The following is a 15,465-nucleotide window of genomic DNA, read 5'->3' on the forward strand; positions in this document are numbered from 1 at the left end:
TCAACCGGATATCAACCGGATTGCGCGCCGCCAAAGCGCGGCCGCGCGGCGCGCGCTACATTAACGCCTTGCCCATTCCGCTCCGCCCCGCCGCCGGGCCGCGCCGCCATGACCTACCTGCCGATCCTGCTGCAAATCGCCGTCGTCTATCTCGTCGCGGCGATCACCCCCGGCCCGAATTTCTTCATGATTTCGCAACTGTCGCTCGCGGGCAGGCGCAGCCTCGGTGCCGCGTCGGCGCTCGGCGTCGGCACCGCGTCGATCGCGTGGGCGACGCTCGCGATGCTCGGCCTCGCGGCCGTGCTGCACCAGGTCGAATGGCTGTACGAGGCGATCCGGATCGGCGGTGCCGTGTACCTCGTGTATTTCGGCTTCAAGCTGCTGCGGGCGGGCGTGCGCCGCGACACGGCGCCGGCCGACGCGCCCGACGAACGTGCGCCGCTGGCCGCGCCGCACGCGCGCGACTACCTGCGCGCGTATCGCAGCGGCCTGTTCACCTGCCTGACGAACCCGAAATCGTGCGCGTTCTGGACCAGCGTGTTCGCGGCGATGCTGCCCGCGCACGTGCCGCTGTGGTTCAACGGCGCGGTGCTGGTGACGATCGGCGTGCTGTCGGCCGGCTGGTATTCGTGCGTCGCGTACCTGTTCGCGAGCCCGCGCGCGCAACGCGGCTATCGGCGCGTGCGACGCCCGCTCGACGCACTGTGCGGCGTGGCGCTCGTCGGCCTCGGCGCGAAACTCGCGGCCGAGCGCTGAAAAACTGAAAGCTTATTGAAATAATTCGTTGCGCCAAATCCGCGCGGCCACGGGGGTCAAGCCCGCGATCCGCGTCAACAGGGTAAAATAACGAGTTCCTCAATCGTCTGTCATCGAGAAGGCGCGTGTCCGACGCGCCGGCCGGCCGATCCGCGATCAGGCCGTCGCACTCGGTTTTTTTGCCCGTTTTTGGGCCCGTTACTCGCGTTCGCTACGCGCGTCCGTTTTCAAAGCCATGAGCAAATACGACACCGCCACCGTCCAATCCGTCCATCACTGGACCGACACGCTGTTCAGCTTCACCTGCACCCGTGAGGCGAGCCTGCGCTTCAACAACGGCGAATTCACGATGGTCGGCCTCGAGGTCGACGGCAAGCCGCTCGCGCGTGCCTACTCGATCGTCAGCCCGAACTACGAAGAGCATCTCGAATTCTTCAGCATCAAGGTCCAGAACGGCCCGCTGACGTCGCGCCTGCAGCACCTGAAGGTGGGCGACACGGTGCTGATCGGCAAGAAGCCGACGGGCACGCTGGTCGCCGACAACCTGCTGCCGGGCAAGACGCTGTGGATGCTGTCGACGGGCACGGGCCTCGCGCCGTTCATGTCGATCATCCGCGATCCGGACATCTACGAACGCTTCGACAAGGTGATCCTGACGCACACGTGCCGCCTGAAGGGCGAGCTCGCGTACATGGACTTCATCAAGCACGACCTGCCGGGCCACGAGTACCTGGGCGACATCATCAAGGAAAAGCTCGTCTACTACCCGACGGTCACGCGCGAAGCGTTCGACAACGAAGGCCGGATCACCGACCTGATCGCAACGGGCAAGCTGTTCACGGACCTCGACGTCCCGCCGTTCTCGCCGGAAAACGACCGCGTGATGCTGTGCGGCAGCACCGCGATGCTGAAGGACACGACCGACCTGCTGAAGCAGGCCGGCCTCGTCGAAGGCAAGAACAGCGCACCGGGCCACTACGTGATCGAGCGCGCGTTCGTGGACTGATCGATCCCCAAATTTGCGCGTCATCAAGAACCGGAGCGAAAGCTCCGGTTTTTTTTCATCCCTACTTGGCGAATTCGTAACAAATTGGGATCATCCCATCTCAAATAGTTACATTTGGATACGTCATCGTCCGGTGCTCGGGTGTCAGTGTTTTTCCTACAACACCTTCATTCCGATTATTCACATTTACCCTTAAATGTCCGCCCGACATGACCTTTTCAGAAATTTTGAGATATTATTCGCCGCGCGTGGTTGCCGTTCGGATGAGAGTGGAAGGGTCGGATGCAAGTGTTACAAGACGTAACTTTTGTTACCTCGGCAGGGGGCGATTCTCTGGCGGCGACCGTCATCAAAACGGCCGCCGTTCCACGCAGCCAGCCGGTGTCTGAACCGCTTTCTGACAGCAGGGAGAGTCATGGATACGTCGCTTAGCGCGCCTTTGGGCGCCCACGCCCCGTTCCCGTCGCAACAGCTCGTGCCGGGCTGCGTCGCGACTCCGCCCATTGCCGACGCCGCGTCGAAACGCGGTGCCTCCGCCGCGCGGATCGCAGCGCTGTCTGCCCAGTTGCTCGCCGCCGACGAAGCGGCCCGCCGCCACCTGGCAGGCGAGCTGCACGACGGACTCGGTGCCGAACTGACCGCTGCTCGTTTCGCGCTCGCAAACGTTCAAACGTGGCTACCGGCCGATGCGCCGGAGGGTTGCCTGCGCGCGCTGGCGCTTGCGCAGCAGGCACTCGACTCCGCGACCGACGCGAATCGCCGGCTGATCGACGAACGCGACACGCCGGCGCTCGACGCGGGCCTGGTCGGCGCGCTGTCGTCGTGGGCCGACACCCATGCGGCACGCACCGGCCTGCGCACAAGCTTCGTCTGTGCGGCCGACGCACGCCTGACGCAGATCGCCGGCGCCAGCGCGCTCGCGGTGTTCCGCGTCGCGCAGGAAGCGTTGTCGAACGTCGCGAAGCATGCCCGCGCGACGTCGGTCGACGTGCGGATCGCCACCGACGGCACGCACCTGTCACTGATTGTCTCCGACGATGGGACCGGTTTCTCCCGAAGCCGTCGCACCGGCTACGGTCTCGCCGGCATGCGCGCCCGCTGCGAGGCGTTCGCCGGCAGCTTCGAGACGGCCACGCCGGACGCCGGCCACGGCACGCGCGTCACCGCCCGCTTCGCTTGGGATTCGCTGCTCGCGGTGCCCGTCGCGGCCCGCCGCGCGTCGCTTTCGTGAGGTCGTCATGAGCCTGAACATCCTGCTCGTGGACGATCACGCGATCGTCCGGCAAGGGATCCGCCAGTTGCTGATCGACCGTGGCGTCGCACGCGACGTCACCGAGGCCGAGAACGGCGGCGACGCCGTGGCCGCCGTCGACAAGCAGGAATTCGACGTGATCCTGCTCGACATCTCGCTGCCGGACACGAACGGCATCGAAGTGCTCAAGCGCCTCAAGCGCAAGCTGCCGCGCACGCCGGTGCTGATGTTCTCGATGTACCGCGAGGATCAGTACGCGGTGCGCGCGCTGAAGGCCGGCGCCGCCGGCTATCTGTCGAAGACGGTCAACGCCGCGCAGATGATCGGCGCGATCCAGCAGGTCGCGGCCGGCCGCAAGTACGTGAGCCCCGCGATGGCCGAGGCGCTCGCCGAATACGTGTCGTTCGAGAACGAGCCGCTGCCGCACGAGAAGCTGTCCGATCGCGAATACCAGACGCTCTGCATGCTCGCGTCGGGCAAGCGGCTCACCGACATCGCGAACACGCTGTCGCTGTCCGTGAAGACGGTGAGCGTGTACCGGTCGCGGCTGCTCGAGAAGATGCGGCTGTCGAACAACGCGGAGCTCACGTTCTACGTGATGAGCAACCGGCTCGTCGACATGGCGCCCACGGCCGGCGCCGGATCTTCCCGCCCGACTCACCCGGTTCACCCGATCCCGCGACGCGGCGCATGCCGCGCCGCCGCCCGCGGCCGCCCGCCCGATGCGCAAGCGCTTGTTTTATCGGACGATTTTGTGACGCACCGCTGCGCTGCAGCGGGTCTTGTGCGCCAAATCGGCTAAAATTACGGGTTTTCACTCAGTCAGCGCTACCGCGCCTGCGCGCGCTGGCGATTCATCCGCAATGTCTCTCTTCCGCAAGAAAAACGTCGATCGCATGATCGCCGGCGCGCATGCCGCCGGGCTCAAGAAAGCGCTCGGCGCGATCGACCTCACCTTCCTCGGCATCGGCGCAATCATCGGCACCGGCATCTTCGTGCTGACCGGGACCGGCGCCGTGCAGGCCGGCCCTGCACTGATGCTGTCGTTCGTGATCGCCGCGATCGCGTGCGGCCTCGCCGCGCTGTCGTACGCGGAGTTCGCGTCGACGATCCCCGTCGCCGGCTCGATCTACACGTATTCGTACGCCACCCTCGGCGAGCTCGTCGCGTGGATCATCGGCTGGGACCTGATGCTCGAATACGGCCTCGCGTCGTCGGCCGTGTCGGTCGGCTGGTCGGGCTACCTGCAGTCCCTGCTGCAGGGCTTCGGGCTGACGCTGCCCACCGTGCTGACGGCCGCGCCCGGCGCGGTGCCGGGTGTCGTCACGTGGTTCAACCTGCCCGCGTTCCTCGTGATGATCGTGATCACGACGCTGCTGTCGATCGGCATCCGCGAGTCGACCCGCATCAACAACATCATGGTGTTCATCAAGGTGTCGGTCGTGCTGCTCGTGATCGCGGTCGGCGTGTTCCACGTGACGCCCGCGAACTGGAAGCCGTTCATGCCGCACGGCTGGAACGGCGTGTTCGGCGCGGCGGCCGTGATGTTCTTCGCGTTCATCGGCTTCGACGCAGTGTCGTCGGCGGCCGAGGAAGTGAAGAATCCGAAGCGCGACCTGCCGATCGGCATCATCGCGTCGCTCGCGGTGTGCGCGGTGCTGTACGTGACGGTCGCCGCGGTCGCGACCGGCATCGTGCCGTCGGCCCAGTACGCGAACATCTCGCACCCGATCTCGTACGCGCTGCAGAAGGCCGGCGAGACGTGGGTCGCCGGCTTCATCGATCTCGGCGCGGTGCTCGGCATGCTGACCGTGATCCTCGTGATGAGCTACGGCCAGACGCGCGTGATCTTCGCGATGTCGCGCGACGGGCTGCTGCCGGCGGCGCTGTCGCGCGTGCACCCGCGCTACGCGACGCCGTTCCTGACGACCTGGCTCGTCGGCCTGTTCTTCGGGCTGATCGCCGCGCTCGTGCCGCTCAACGTGCTCGCCGAGCTGATCAACATCGGCACGCTCGCCGCGTTCTCGATGGTGTCGATCGCGGTGCTCGTGCTGCGTCGCACGCACCCCGACCTGCCGCGTGCGTTCCGCTGCCCCGGCGTGCCCGTGGTGCCGATCCTCGCGGTCGCGTCGTGCCTGTTCCTGATGCTGAACCTGCAGCCCATCACGTGGGCCGCGTTCGGCATCTGGCTCGTGATCGGCCTCGTGATCTACTTCCTGTACTCGCGTCACCACTCGAAGCTCGCGCACGGTCACCACGACGCGCACTGAGCGCCGCCGTGCCGCACGCGGCACGGTGCGCACCCGCGGGGCCGGATACCGGCCCCGCACCCTCCCTGCCTTCACCCGCCCCGCCGCCACGTTGCTTTTCCTGCAACGATCCGCGCGTCAATTCCCGTTCCCGCCGTTCATTTTCCGAATGCCGATATATTCGATTCGGATCGCCATATTAATCGATTAAAAATGTAATTCAATTGAATTGAATATGAATAGAAGAAAATAATCACGCGACCGGCATTGAACTCTTGCATTCGCCAACCTAGTATTCAGGTCGGCCGATCGCATACGCCCGCCCCGCTTGGACCAGACGGGGCACAAGCCGCAGCAGGAGCGCGGCGGGATGCAATCGATTTCATCGAAGCGCCTTTTTATAAAACACAAATTCATCGCGCATTCATAAAAGAATTTTCAGCATCTTTTTAATTAAAATCATTACGACCGGATAATCCGGTCGAGGGTATTTTATTGCCTCCATCCGGAGGCATGTCGCTGCACCTGTCCGAAGTTCAACAAGAACCAGAGAGGTCTGTCATGAGCAATACATTGGTCAACGTCACGGCGAAGGTCGAAATCAGCGCGGCCAACCAGACGATCGCGGGGCTCAGGGATTATCAAAGCAAGAACTGGGCGATCGGACTGAACGGGGATACGCTGGCGCCGGACGGTTTCCTGACGTTCTTCACCGAGCGCAACCTGCCGTTCAGCTACTACGTTCGTGCGCGTGGCGTGTCGGTCGGCGAACCGAGCGCATACCAGGCGAACATCGAGACGCTGACGCAGCGCATCGCCGCGATTCGCGCATCGGAAACGAACCAGGTCCAGGCGACGATCCGCGAACTCGAGCTGTACAAGTCGCGGAACTGGGCAATCGGCCTGAACGGCACAACGCTGCAACCGGACAATTTCCTGCCGTTCTTCGGCACCCGCTCCGTGCCGTTCGAGTACTACGTGCGCAGCGGCGGCGTCGAGCTCGGCTCGCCGAACGCGTACGACAACAACATCCGCAACCTGACGCAGTACCTGGGCTCGCTCTGATGTAGCGACCCGCCGGGCGGAGGCGTCCGCCCGGCGACCTGCCGGCGGCCCGCCACAGGCCGCCTTGCCCGCCTTCCACGCCGCTCCGCTTGTCCCTTCCCCGTTTTGCGCGTTCCCCGTCGCCTGCACGCTTGCCGTGGCCGGTTCATAATCGCGCCATCAAACGGCGGCCCGCATCGGCGATGTCGCCCGGCAACAGGAAGAAGATGATGGAAAGCGTCGATCTCGATGTATTGAAATCCAGCGCGCGCTGGCTCGACGAAGGGCGCCGCGTGCTGCTCGTGACGGTCGTGAAGACGTGGGGCTCGTCGCCCCGCCCCGAAGGCGCAATGCTCGCGGTGCGCGAAGACGGGCTCGTGGTCGGTTCCGTGTCCGGCGGATGTATCGAGGACGACCTGATCGCCCGTGTGCACGCAAGCGGGATCGCGGCCGACGCGCGCCCGGAAGCGCTCAAGTACGGCGTGACGGCCGAGGAAGCGCATCGCTTCGGGCTGCCGTGCGGCGGCACGATCCAGCTCGTGCTCGAGCCGCTCACGCGCGACAGCGGGATTGCCGCGCTGTGCGCGGAAGTCGAGGCCGGCCGCCTCGTTACGCGCACGATGACGCTCGCGACCGGCCGCGCATCGCTGTCGCCCGCGCAGGCGGCCGACGGGCTCGCGTTCGACGGCGAACGGCTCGTGACGATCCACGGGCCGCGCTACCGGATGCTCGTAATCGGCGCCGGCCAGTTGTCGCGCTATCTGTGCCAGATCGCGGTCGGGCTCGACTACCAGGTGACGGTGTGCGATCCGCGCGAGGAATACACGGATGCGTGGGACGTGCCGGGCACGCGCGTCGTGCACACGATGCCCGACGATACGGTGCTCGACATGAACCTCGATGCGCGTTCGGCCGTGATCGCGCTCACGCACGATCCGAAGCTCGACGATCTCGCGCTGATGGAGGCGCTGAAGACGCCCGCGTTCTACGTGGGCGCGCTCGGCTCGCGGCGCAACAACGCAGCGCGGCGCGAGCGGCTGCGCGAATTCGACCTGAACGAAGCGGAACTGGGCCGGCTGCACGGGCCGGCCGGCATCTACATCGGCAGCCGGACGCCGCCGGAAATCGCGATCTCGATCCTCGCCGAGATCACCGCCGCGAAGAACAACGTGTCGCTGCCGACGATCCTGCAGGTCGAGGGCGCGAAGGCCGCGCGCGAGATCGCGGCGAACAGCGGCGCGGCCTGCGGCCTCTGATCGCGATCGACGCCGGCGCACGGTCGCGCCGGGTATGCGTCCGCGACGGGCGAAGCGGACGAAACCAGTGAAACGACACGCGCCGGCGCCAGGCCGGCGCGGGTCGCCGATCAGGTCAGGCCGGCGGCAAGCGCCGCGGCAATCGAACCGACCACCAGCACGACGCCGACCGTGCGGCGCTTGTTCAGCTCGGTCCACAGCAGCACGCCGGTCAGCGACAGCAGGATCAGCGAGCCCGCGATCGTGTCCATCAGCAGCACCCAGCCGAGATTCATCCCGACGCCGCGATGCAGGTTGTTCAGCGTCGTCAGGAACGTGTTGCCCGTGCGCTTCACCGCGACGTAGCCGTTGCCGACCCAGTATTCGGCCTGCAGGTTCTGGTGCGGGCCGAACAGGCCCATCTGCCAGTGCTCCGGCTGCATCACGTGTTTATCGCCCCACGCGACGGGCTGCGCGGGCTCCTTGCGCATGCGGCCCGGCTTGCCGTCGAAATGCAGTTCGTGCTGCAGCCACTTCGTCATCGCGGCGGGCGTCTTCGGCGCCGGATCCGGCAGTGCGATCTGCATCTCCTCGACCTGCGGCTCGCCGGTCGAAATCTTCAGCGGCGGCGCGCGGTGGTTGAGCAGCACGCCCGTCACGCCGAACAGCAGCCCGAGCACCGCGCCCCACAGCCCGACCCAGCCATGCACCTTGCGCAGCCACTTGATGAAGGTCGCGCGGCGCGAACGCTGGCGGCGCGCCGCCAGTTCGTCGTCGCCCAGCGGGCGGGCCGCCGGGTGCAGCACGGTGACGCCCGCGCGGGAAGTACCCGTCTGGGGCGGATTGATCGTTTCGGGCGCGTTCACGCGAGAGTTTCCATTCGTTCAAAACAACGGGCGGCGCGCAAAGCGTGCGCGCCGCCCGAGCAGCATGAAAATGAGAATGGATATCATTACACAAATTAATTGCCGGCTCAATCTGCCCGGTTACGTGGCGGCCAGCCCGACAACAGGGGAAAATCAGACGAAGCAAGCACGTTGCGGCGTGATGCCGGCCGATAAAAGAAGAATATCGACAGAATGACCTTGCAAGGTCAAGACGGCATTTCGTAAGAAATCGCGCAGTGTCGGCCCGTTCAGCGCAGCGGCGGCAGCGGAAAGCGCGGTGCGGCGTCGTCCGGCGCGGGCTCGGTCCGGTCGAGCGAGTACAGCCACGCGAGCAGATCCGCGACCGCCTGGTAGAGCTGCGGCGGAATCCGGTCGTCGAGGTCGACCTGCATCAGCAGCGACACCATCTCCGGCGCCGTATGCACGTACAAGCCGGCGTCGTGCGCACGCGCGACGATCATCTCGGCGAGCGCGCCGTAGCCCTTCGCGACCACGCGCGGCGCCGCATCGCCGCCCTTCGGATCGTAGACGAGCGCGGCCGCGCGCTTGCGGGACGTCATGCTCATGACAGCGCCTCGTCGTCGGTATCGGGCGCACGTGTCGCCGGGCCGCTGGCCGCCGCCGACGCCGAACCGCGCGCATACGCGGCGGCGGCCGCCTGGGCCGCAAACAGGTCGAAGCCGTCCGGGCCGTCATCGACCGCGCGGATCGACAGCCCGCCCACCTTGAGCCCCGACACTTCGAGCCGCTGCCGCAACGCCGCCTCGTGCCGCGTGAGACGGTCAGCACCCGCCTGGTTCGCACGCAGCCGCGCGACGAGCTGCGTGCCGTTCAGCACCAGCTCCGCGTCGACCGTGCCGAGCGACGGCAACGTCAGCGTGAGGCGCGTGCGCCAGGCAATGCCGTCGCCCGTGTCGACGTCGCTGCGCGGCGCACGGTTGCCCTGATCGTCGGGTTCGATCGTCCAGTCGAGCCGCGCGCCGGGCCATGCCTCGCCCGCCCAGCGAAACTGGTCGGTCGCGAGCGCGTCGAGCTGCTGCCTGACGAGCGGCACGGCGGCCGGATGCACGGTCGCCAGCGTCTGCGCCTGCGAATCGGACGACGCGGTAGCCAGCTCGGCCCGCGCGGGCGTCCAGCGTGTATCGGCACGCTCGCCGAGCGGATCGGCCGTATCGGGCGGCAGCGACGCGCCCTGCCGCGTGACTGCCGGCAACGCCTGCGCAGGATCGCGAGCCGACGCGCCGCCCTGGGCCGGCGTGCCCGGCTGCGCCGTTGCCCGCGCGGCCGCCGGCAAAGACGGGCGCTGCGCGAGCAGCTCGTCGAGCAGGTCGGTCGAGCCGTGCTGTGCGGCGTCCGGATCGGCCGGCGCGAGCGCGGCCGCGAGGCGCGCCTGCGGCTCGCGCATCAGCGCCGCGAGCGGACGCTGGCCGGCCAGCCACTGCGCGAGATGGGATTCGTAGAAAAGGCCGCTTTCGCTCACCGCCTGGGCGAGCGCTGCGCGCAGCGCCGCGACCGGCAAAGTCGCAGCCGCTTCGCGCGCCGCAGCAGCCGACGACGCAGCAGCGGAAGCCGGCGTGGAAGACGCAGCAAGATTGGAAGCGGCCGGCGCAGCCGTGTCGGTCAGCAGCACGGTGGGGTCGGCCAGCAGCGGCGCGCGCCCGGCAATGGCCGGCGTCGAGTCGCCGCCCACGCGCGAAATCGCGTCGAGCACGCGCCCGACATCGGATAGCGCAGTCTGGGTGGAAGCGGGCGGCGCAGCAGGCGGGCTGCCGGCCGAAGGCGTGGACGACGCGCCGGTGCCCGGCGTGCCGACCTGCGAGGTCGCGCCGCCGCCGGCGGGCGCCGACACGGTGCCGGTCAGCAAGCTGTCGAGGCGGCTCGCCAGCAGCGCGGCCGCAACGGAGTCGATACCGGTCATGATCGGAGCCTGCTTATCTCAGCCACATCGTTGCGAATCCGGGAACGGCACATTGGTGCCGCCCGCGGGAACTGCGCGCCTGCCACAGCGGATTCGTGCGCTCCCGCGCCCGTTTCCCCGGAAACGGGCCCTACCCGCGCGCGCGGTAGAGATCGGTCAATACCTTGGTCGAGCGCCGCGCCTCGAACAGCGCGGACAGCCGCGCGACGTCCGGGCTCGCGAGATCGCGAATCGCGGCGTCGTCGGCCAGGATGCGGCGGATCAGGTCGAGCTTGCGGCCGAGATCCGATTCGTCGAGCACGACGCCCGGATCGGCTTCCTTCAGCCCGTCGACCAACCGCATGAATTCGGCCTGCAACCCCGGCAACGCGCTCCAGTCGGCGCTGCGGGCGGCGCCCAGCATTCGGCCCGACACGGCGGCGAGCGCCTCGTAACGTTCGAAGTATTCGGCCTTGCGATTCATCGTGATGCTTCCACTGCCTGTTGCGCGGCCATCCGCGCGACTTCCGGGGCGATCCCCGTCCATGCTTCCTCGAGCGTCGCGAGCAGCCCGTCGACTTCGACCAGCATCGCGTCGCTCGCCTGAGCATTCGCTTCGAGCAGACGCCGGCCGATATACGCATACAGCGCGTCCAGCCGCTCGGCGATCTCGCCGCCCGCGTCGAGGTTCAGCGACGCCTTCAGCCCGCTGTCGACGATCCGGATCGCCTTGCCGATCGCTTCGCCGCGCGCGGACACATTGCCCTGCTGCAAATGCAGGCGCGCCAGCGCAATCGCCTGCCGCGCGCCCTGGTACAGCATCGCGATCAACCGGTGCGGGGAGGCGCCCATCACCCCCGTCTCGACGCCGACACGCGCGTACGCACTGGCTCCAGCGTGCCCTGGGGAAAACATGCGCTTCTCCTTGTTATGCCTTGGCTATACGGGAACCGCGGCCGTGCATCGCACGACGCGGCCTTCACCGGAGTTATCGGAAGGGATTTGGAAAGCTTTAGGCAAGCGGAGCGTGCCGCCTGGCGCAGAAGGGCCGGTCCGCAGACCCGCCCGGATGGCCGTCCACGGACAGCTTTCCCCGCATAGCCGCCCTTATCACACCGACATCTGCATGATGTCGTTGTAAGCGCTCACTAGCTTGTTGCGGACCTGGAGCCCGAACTGGAAGCCGATGTTGGCTTTCTGCATGTCGACCATCACGTCGTTCAGCGACACGTTCGGCGCGCCGACCTCGAACGCCTGCGCCTCGCCGAGCGCGTGCTGCTGGTCGCCGCTGATCTTGTCGAGCGACGCCTTCATCGCGCTGGCGAACGTGCTGGCCGTCGCCGCGCCCGAGCCGGCCAGTGCCGCCGTCGGGCTCGCGACGCCGCCGGACGCCTGCGCGGCCATCGACTGCATCTGTTGCAACACCGAACCGATTCCGCTGACGTTCGCCGTCATGCTGTCCCCGAAACTGAGAGAAGAGACCCGGACGCACCGGGAGATCCGCCGGCGCCGCACCACGCGCGCCATGCCGGATTCCGAAAAAGGATAGCAGCGTGACGCGCGTCAAAGCCGAGAAAGTACGGGGGAAACCCCGCTCTTTTCGGTCGATCGGAGTACGGCCCGGGTCACGATAATCGCATCGTGTCATTGTCCGCCCGCTCGTCCGAGCGAGCTCAGTCGTCCCGCTCCGGAGAAACTCGACGCATGGATTCGCAGGCCAACTCGCTGATCAACCCAGACGCCCGCGCGGGCCTCGCCAGCCCGGCGCCCGGCGCCGCCGCGGCCGCCGCGTTGCCGGGCGCGGGTGGCGCAGGCGCGGACTTCGGGCTTGGCGGCTTCGCGGAACGCATCCCCGGCATCTCGCGGATGAAGGGCAACCCGAAGCTGCCGTTCCTGATCGCCGTCGCATTCGCGGTCGCCGTCATCACCGCGCTCGTGCTGTGGAGCCGTGCGCCCGACTACCGCGTGCTGTACAGCAACCTGTCGGATCGCGACGGCGGCGCAATCATTGCCGCGCTCCAGCAGGCAAACGTTCCCTACAAGTTCGCCGATGCCGGCGGCGCGATCCTCGTGCCGTCGAACCAGGTGCATGAAACGCGCCTGAAGCTCGCCGCGATGGGGCTGCCGAAAGGCGGCTCGGTCGGCTTCGAGCTGATGGACAACCAGAAATTCGGCATCAGCCAGTTCGCCGAGCAGATCAACTACCAGCGCGCGCTCGAAGGCGAGCTGCAGCGCACCATCGAATCGATCAACGCCGTGCGCGGCGCGCGCGTGCATCTCGCGATCCCGAAACCGTCGGTGTTCGTGCGCGACAAGGAAGCGCCGAGCGCGTCGGTGTTCGTCGACCTCTACCCGGGCCGCGTGCTCGACGAGGGCCAGGTTCAGGCAATCACGCGGATGGTGTCGTCCGGCGTGCCCGACATGCCCGCGAAGAACGTGACGATCGTCGACCAGGACGGCAACCTGCTGACCCAGACCGCGTCGGCATCCGGCCTCGACGCGAGCCAGCTCAAGTATGTACAGCAGGTCGAGCACAACACGCAGAAGCGCATCGACGCGATCCTCGCGCCGATCTTCGGCACGGGCAACGCGCGCTCGCAGGTCAGCGCGGACCTCGATTTCTCGAAGATCGAGCAGACGTCGGAAAGCTACGGCCCGAACGGCAATCCGCAGCAATCCGCGATCCGCAGCCAGCAGACCAGCAGCGCGACCGAACTCGCGCAGGGCGGCGCGTCGGGCGTGCCGGGCGCGCTGTCGAACACGCCGCCGCAACCGGCTTCCGCGCCGATCGTCGCCGGCAACGGCCAGAACGCGCCGCAGACAACCCCGGTGAGCGACCGCAAGGACCAGACGACCAACTACGAAGTCGACAAGACGATCCGCCATCTCGAGCAGCCGATGGGCAGCGTGAAGCGGCTGTCGGTCGCGGTCGTCGTCAACTACCAGCCGGTCGCCGACGCGAAGGGCCACGTGACGATGCAGCCGCTGCCGCCCGCGAAGCTCGCGCAGGTCGAACAGCTCGTGAAGGATGCGATGGGCTACGACGAGAAGCGCGGCGACTCGGTGAACGTCGTGAACAGCGCGTTCTCGACCGTGAGCGACCCGTACGCCGACCTGCCGTGGTGGCGCCAGCCGGACATGATCGCGATGGCGAAGGAAGCGGCGAAGTGGCTCGGCATCGCTGCGGCCGCCGCGGCGCTCTACTTCATGTTCGTGCGCCCGGCGATGCGCCGTGCGTTCCCGCCGCCCGAGCCGGTCGCACCGGCGCTCGCGGCACCGGAAGATTCCGTCGCGCTCGACGGCCTGCCGGGACCGGAGAAGTCCGAGGAGCCCGACGCGCTGCTGCTCGGGTTCGAAAGCGAAAAGAACCGTTACGAACGCAACCTCGACTACGCGCGCACGATCGCCCGCCAGGATCCGAAGATCGTCGCCACCGTCGTGAAGAACTGGGTGTCCGATGAACGCTGAAGGCTTGACCAAGAGCGCGCTCCTGCTGATGTCGATCGGCGAGGAAGAGGCCGCGCAGGTATTCAAGTTCCTCGCGCCGCGCGAGGTCCAGAAGATCGGCGCCGCGATGGCCGCGCTGAAGAACGTCACGCGCGAGCAGGTCGAGGACGTGCTGCACGAATTCGCGAAGGAAGCGGAGCAGCACACCGCGCTGTCGCTCGATTCGAGCGACTACATCCGCTCGGTGCTGACGAAGGCACTCGGCGAGGACAAGGCCGGCGTGCTGATCGACCGCATCCTGCAGGGCAGCGACACGAGCGGCATCGAGGGCCTGAAGTGGATGGACTCGGGCGCCGTGGCCGAACTGATCAAGAACGAGCATCCGCAGATCATCGCGACGATCCTCGTGCACCTCGACCGCGACCAGGCATCCGAAATCGCGTCGTGCTTCACCGAGCGGCTGCGTAACGACGTGATCCTGCGGATCGCGACGCTCGACGGCATCCAGCCGGCCGCGCTGCGCGAACTCGACGACGTGCTGACGGGCCTGCTGTCCGGCAGCGACAACCTGAAGCGCAGCCCGATGGGCGGCATCCGCACCGCGGCCGAGATCCTGAACTTCATGACGAGCGTGCATGAGGAAGGCGTGCTCGAAAGCGTCCGCCAGTACGACGCCGAACTCGCGCAGAAGATCATCGACCAGATGTTCGTGTTCGAGAACCTGCTCGACCTCGAGGATCGCGCGATCCAGATGGTGCTCAAGGAAGTCGAGTCGGAAACGCTGATCATCGCGCTGAAGGGCGCGCCGCCGGCACTGCGCCAGAAGTTCCTCGCGAACATGTCGCAGCGCGCGGCCGAACTGCTCGCCGAGGATCTCGACGCGCGCGGCCCGGTACGCGTGTCCGACGTCGAGACGCAGCAGCGCCGCATCCTGCAGATCGTGCGCAACCTGGCCGAGAGCGGCGCGATCGCGATCGGCGGCAAGGCGGAAGACGCATATGTCTGATTCGGCGAGCGATCGCGCGGGCACCCTCACCGCGTACCAGCGGTGGGAGATGGCGTCGTTCGACCCGCCGCCGCCCCCGCCGCCGCCCGACGACGCGGCAGCGGCCGCCGCCGCGCTCGCCGAGGAACTGCAACGCGTGCGCGACGCCGCGCACGCCGAAGGCCATGCGGCCGGCCACGTCGAAGGCCAGGCGCTCGGCTACCAGGCCGGCTTCGACCAGGGCCGTGAACAGGGTTTCGAGGCTGGCCAGGCCGACGCACGCGAACAGGCCGCGCAGCTTGCGGCACTTGCCGCGTCGTTCCGCGAGGCCGTGTCGACCGTCGAACACGATCTGGCCGCCGACATCGCGCAGCTCGCCCTCGACATTGCGCAGCAGGTCGTGCGCCAGCACGTGAAGCACGATCCGGCTGCGCTGGTTGCCGCCGTGCGCGACGTGCTCGCGGCCGAACCCGCGCTGTCCGGCGCGCCGCATCTCGCGGTGAATCCGGCCGACCTGCCCGTCGTCGAAGCCTATTTGCAGGACGATCTCGATACGCTCGGCTGGAACGTGCGCACCGACGCGTCGATCGAGCGCGGCGGCTGCCGCGCGCACGCCGCGACCGGCGAGGTCGACGCGACGCTGCCCACGCGCTGGCAGCGCGTCGCCGCCGCGATCGGCAAGGTGAGCACGTGGTGACGCGGCCGCC

The 15,465-nt window shown here is 67.4% G+C and carries 16 protein-coding genes and 1 pseudogene; 11 read left to right on the forward strand and 6 right to left on the reverse strand.

From position 1 onward, the window contains the following. The first annotated feature begins 108 nt into the window (after positions 1-108). From BCEP18194_RS22155 to BCEP18194_RS22185, 7 genes and pseudogenes are all read left to right on the forward strand, one after another. Positions 109-756: a LysE family translocator gene (locus BCEP18194_RS22155; protein ID WP_011353500.1), complete on the forward strand. Its 648-nt coding sequence runs from the start codon at positions 109-111 to the stop codon at positions 754-756. A gap of 235 nt (positions 757-991) precedes the next feature. Next, complete coding sequence (locus tag BCEP18194_RS22160) at positions 992-1,762, forward strand: ferredoxin--NADP reductase (protein ID WP_011353501.1); 771 nt, start codon at positions 992-994, stop codon at positions 1,760-1,762. 415 nt (positions 1,763-2,177) lie between these two features. Next, positions 2,178-2,993: a quorum system sensor histidine kinase RqpS gene (rqpS, locus tag BCEP18194_RS22165; protein ID WP_011353502.1), complete on the forward strand. Its 816-nt coding sequence runs from the start codon at positions 2,178-2,180 to the stop codon at positions 2,991-2,993. A 7-nt stretch (positions 2,994-3,000) separates the two neighbouring features. After that, a pseudogene (locus tag BCEP18194_RS22170) lies at positions 3,001-3,654 on the forward strand (response regulator); the annotation flags it as partial. 223 nt (positions 3,655-3,877) lie between these two features. Further along, on the forward strand, positions 3,878-5,284 hold the full coding sequence (locus BCEP18194_RS22175) for an amino acid permease (protein ID WP_011353504.1): 1,407 nt from the start codon (positions 3,878-3,880) through the stop codon (positions 5,282-5,284). Positions 5,285-5,824: 540 nt separating this feature from the next. Beyond that, the gene (locus BCEP18194_RS22180; RefSeq protein WP_011353505.1) at positions 5,825-6,328 is read left to right on the forward strand and encodes a hypothetical protein; all 504 of its coding nucleotides are present in this window, start codon (positions 5,825-5,827) and stop codon (positions 6,326-6,328) included. Between the two features lie 209 nt (positions 6,329-6,537). Beyond that, a complete protein-coding gene (locus tag BCEP18194_RS22185) occupies positions 6,538-7,563 on the forward strand; it encodes an XdhC family protein (RefSeq protein WP_041493137.1) in 1,026 nt (341 codons plus the stop codon). Between the two features lie 110 nt (positions 7,564-7,673). On the opposite strand, the gene BCEP18194_RS22190 is transcribed toward BCEP18194_RS22185, so the two are convergent. Continuing rightward, complete coding sequence (locus BCEP18194_RS22190) at positions 7,674-8,408, reverse strand: PepSY-associated TM helix domain-containing protein (protein WP_011353507.1); 735 nt, start codon at positions 8,406-8,408, stop codon at positions 7,674-7,676. A 76-nt stretch (positions 8,409-8,484) separates the two neighbouring features. Between BCEP18194_RS22190 and BCEP18194_RS41270 the strand changes: the two genes are divergently transcribed. Then, positions 8,485-8,625, forward strand: a complete 141-nt coding sequence (locus BCEP18194_RS41270) for a hypothetical protein (RefSeq protein ID WP_157687202.1) — start codon at positions 8,485-8,487, stop codon at positions 8,623-8,625. Between the two features lie 52 nt (positions 8,626-8,677). Here BCEP18194_RS41270 and BCEP18194_RS22195 read toward each other — a convergent pair whose 3' ends face one another. The 5 genes from BCEP18194_RS22195 to fliE form a co-directional block, all read right to left on the reverse strand. Continuing rightward, on the reverse strand, positions 8,678-8,995 hold the full coding sequence (locus BCEP18194_RS22195; protein ID WP_011353508.1) for an EscU/YscU/HrcU family type III secretion system export apparatus switch protein: 318 nt from the start codon (positions 8,993-8,995) through the stop codon (positions 8,678-8,680). Next, the gene (locus tag BCEP18194_RS22200) at positions 8,992-10,347 is read right to left on the reverse strand and encodes a flagellar hook-length control protein FliK (RefSeq protein ID WP_011353509.1); all 1,356 of its coding nucleotides are present in this window, start codon (positions 10,345-10,347) and stop codon (positions 8,992-8,994) included. The genes BCEP18194_RS22195 and BCEP18194_RS22200 overlap by 4 nt, the downstream gene beginning before the upstream one ends. Positions 10,348-10,477: 130 nt before the next feature. Further along, the gene (locus BCEP18194_RS22205) at positions 10,478-10,810 is read right to left on the reverse strand and encodes a flagellar protein FliT (RefSeq protein WP_011353510.1); all 333 of its coding nucleotides are present in this window, start codon (positions 10,808-10,810) and stop codon (positions 10,478-10,480) included. Then, positions 10,807-11,241, reverse strand: coding sequence for a flagellar export chaperone FliS (gene fliS / locus BCEP18194_RS22210; protein WP_011353511.1), 435 nt, complete (start codon positions 11,239-11,241; stop codon positions 10,807-10,809). The genes BCEP18194_RS22205 and fliS overlap by 4 nt, the downstream gene beginning before the upstream one ends. 195 nt (positions 11,242-11,436) lie before the next feature. Beyond that, on the reverse strand, positions 11,437-11,781 hold the full coding sequence (gene fliE, locus BCEP18194_RS22215) for a flagellar hook-basal body complex protein FliE (protein WP_011353512.1): 345 nt from the start codon (positions 11,779-11,781) through the stop codon (positions 11,437-11,439). A gap of 249 nt (positions 11,782-12,030) precedes the next feature. Between fliE and fliF the strand changes: the two genes are divergently transcribed. Genes fliF through fliH form a run of 3 tightly spaced genes read left to right on the forward strand, consistent with a single transcriptional unit; the run spans position 12,031 to position 15,455 of the window. Continuing rightward, positions 12,031-13,794: a flagellar basal-body MS-ring/collar protein FliF gene (fliF, locus tag BCEP18194_RS22220; protein ID WP_011353513.1), complete on the forward strand. Its 1,764-nt coding sequence runs from the start codon at positions 12,031-12,033 to the stop codon at positions 13,792-13,794. Next, positions 13,784-14,779, forward strand: coding sequence for a flagellar motor switch protein FliG (fliG, locus tag BCEP18194_RS22225; protein ID WP_011353514.1), 996 nt, complete (start codon positions 13,784-13,786; stop codon positions 14,777-14,779). Before fliF ends, fliG begins: the two co-directional genes overlap by 11 nt. After that, positions 14,772-15,455, forward strand: a complete 684-nt coding sequence (fliH, locus tag BCEP18194_RS22230; RefSeq protein ID WP_011353515.1) for a flagellar assembly protein FliH — start codon at positions 14,772-14,774, stop codon at positions 15,453-15,455. The genes fliG and fliH overlap by 8 nt, the downstream gene beginning before the upstream one ends. Positions 15,456-15,465 lie beyond the last annotated feature (10 nt).

The organism is Burkholderia lata, from assembly GCF_000012945.1.
In the GTDB taxonomy this organism is placed as follows: Bacteria; Pseudomonadota; Gammaproteobacteria; order Burkholderiales; family Burkholderiaceae; genus Burkholderia; species Burkholderia lata.

Coding starts and splice junctions, on each gene's coding strand:
- BCEP18194_RS22155 (WP_011353500.1), top strand. CDS start 109: ATGACCTACCTGCCGATCCTGCTGCAAATCGCCGTCGTCTATCTCGTC.
- BCEP18194_RS22160 (WP_011353501.1), top strand. CDS start 992: ATGAGCAAATACGACACCGCCACCGTCCAATCCGTCCATCACTGGACC.
- rqpS (WP_011353502.1), top strand. CDS start 2,178: ATGGATACGTCGCTTAGCGCGCCTTTGGGCGCCCACGCCCCGTTCCCG.
- BCEP18194_RS22175 (WP_011353504.1), top strand. CDS start 3,878: ATGTCTCTCTTCCGCAAGAAAAACGTCGATCGCATGATCGCCGGCGCG.
- BCEP18194_RS22180 (WP_011353505.1), top strand. CDS start 5,825: ATGAGCAATACATTGGTCAACGTCACGGCGAAGGTCGAAATCAGCGCG.
- BCEP18194_RS22185 (WP_041493137.1), top strand. CDS start 6,538: ATGGAAAGCGTCGATCTCGATGTATTGAAATCCAGCGCGCGCTGGCTC.
- BCEP18194_RS41270 (WP_157687202.1), top strand. CDS start 8,485: ATGGATATCATTACACAAATTAATTGCCGGCTCAATCTGCCCGGTTAC.
- BCEP18194_RS22195 (WP_011353508.1), bottom strand. CDS start 8,995: ATGAGCATGACGTCCCGCAAGCGCGCGGCCGCGCTCGTCTACGATCCG.
- BCEP18194_RS22200 (WP_011353509.1), bottom strand. CDS start 10,347: ATGACCGGTATCGACTCCGTTGCGGCCGCGCTGCTGGCGAGCCGCCTC.
- BCEP18194_RS22205 (WP_011353510.1), bottom strand. CDS start 10,810: ATGAATCGCAAGGCCGAATACTTCGAACGTTACGAGGCGCTCGCCGCC.
- fliS (WP_011353511.1), bottom strand. CDS start 11,241: ATGTTTTCCCCAGGGCACGCTGGAGCCAGTGCGTACGCGCGTGTCGGC.
- fliE (WP_011353512.1), bottom strand. CDS start 11,781: ATGACGGCGAACGTCAGCGGAATCGGTTCGGTGTTGCAACAGATGCAG.
- fliF (WP_011353513.1), top strand. CDS start 12,031: ATGGATTCGCAGGCCAACTCGCTGATCAACCCAGACGCCCGCGCGGGC.
- fliG (WP_011353514.1), top strand. CDS start 13,784: ATGAACGCTGAAGGCTTGACCAAGAGCGCGCTCCTGCTGATGTCGATC.
- fliH (WP_011353515.1), top strand. CDS start 14,772: ATGTCTGATTCGGCGAGCGATCGCGCGGGCACCCTCACCGCGTACCAG.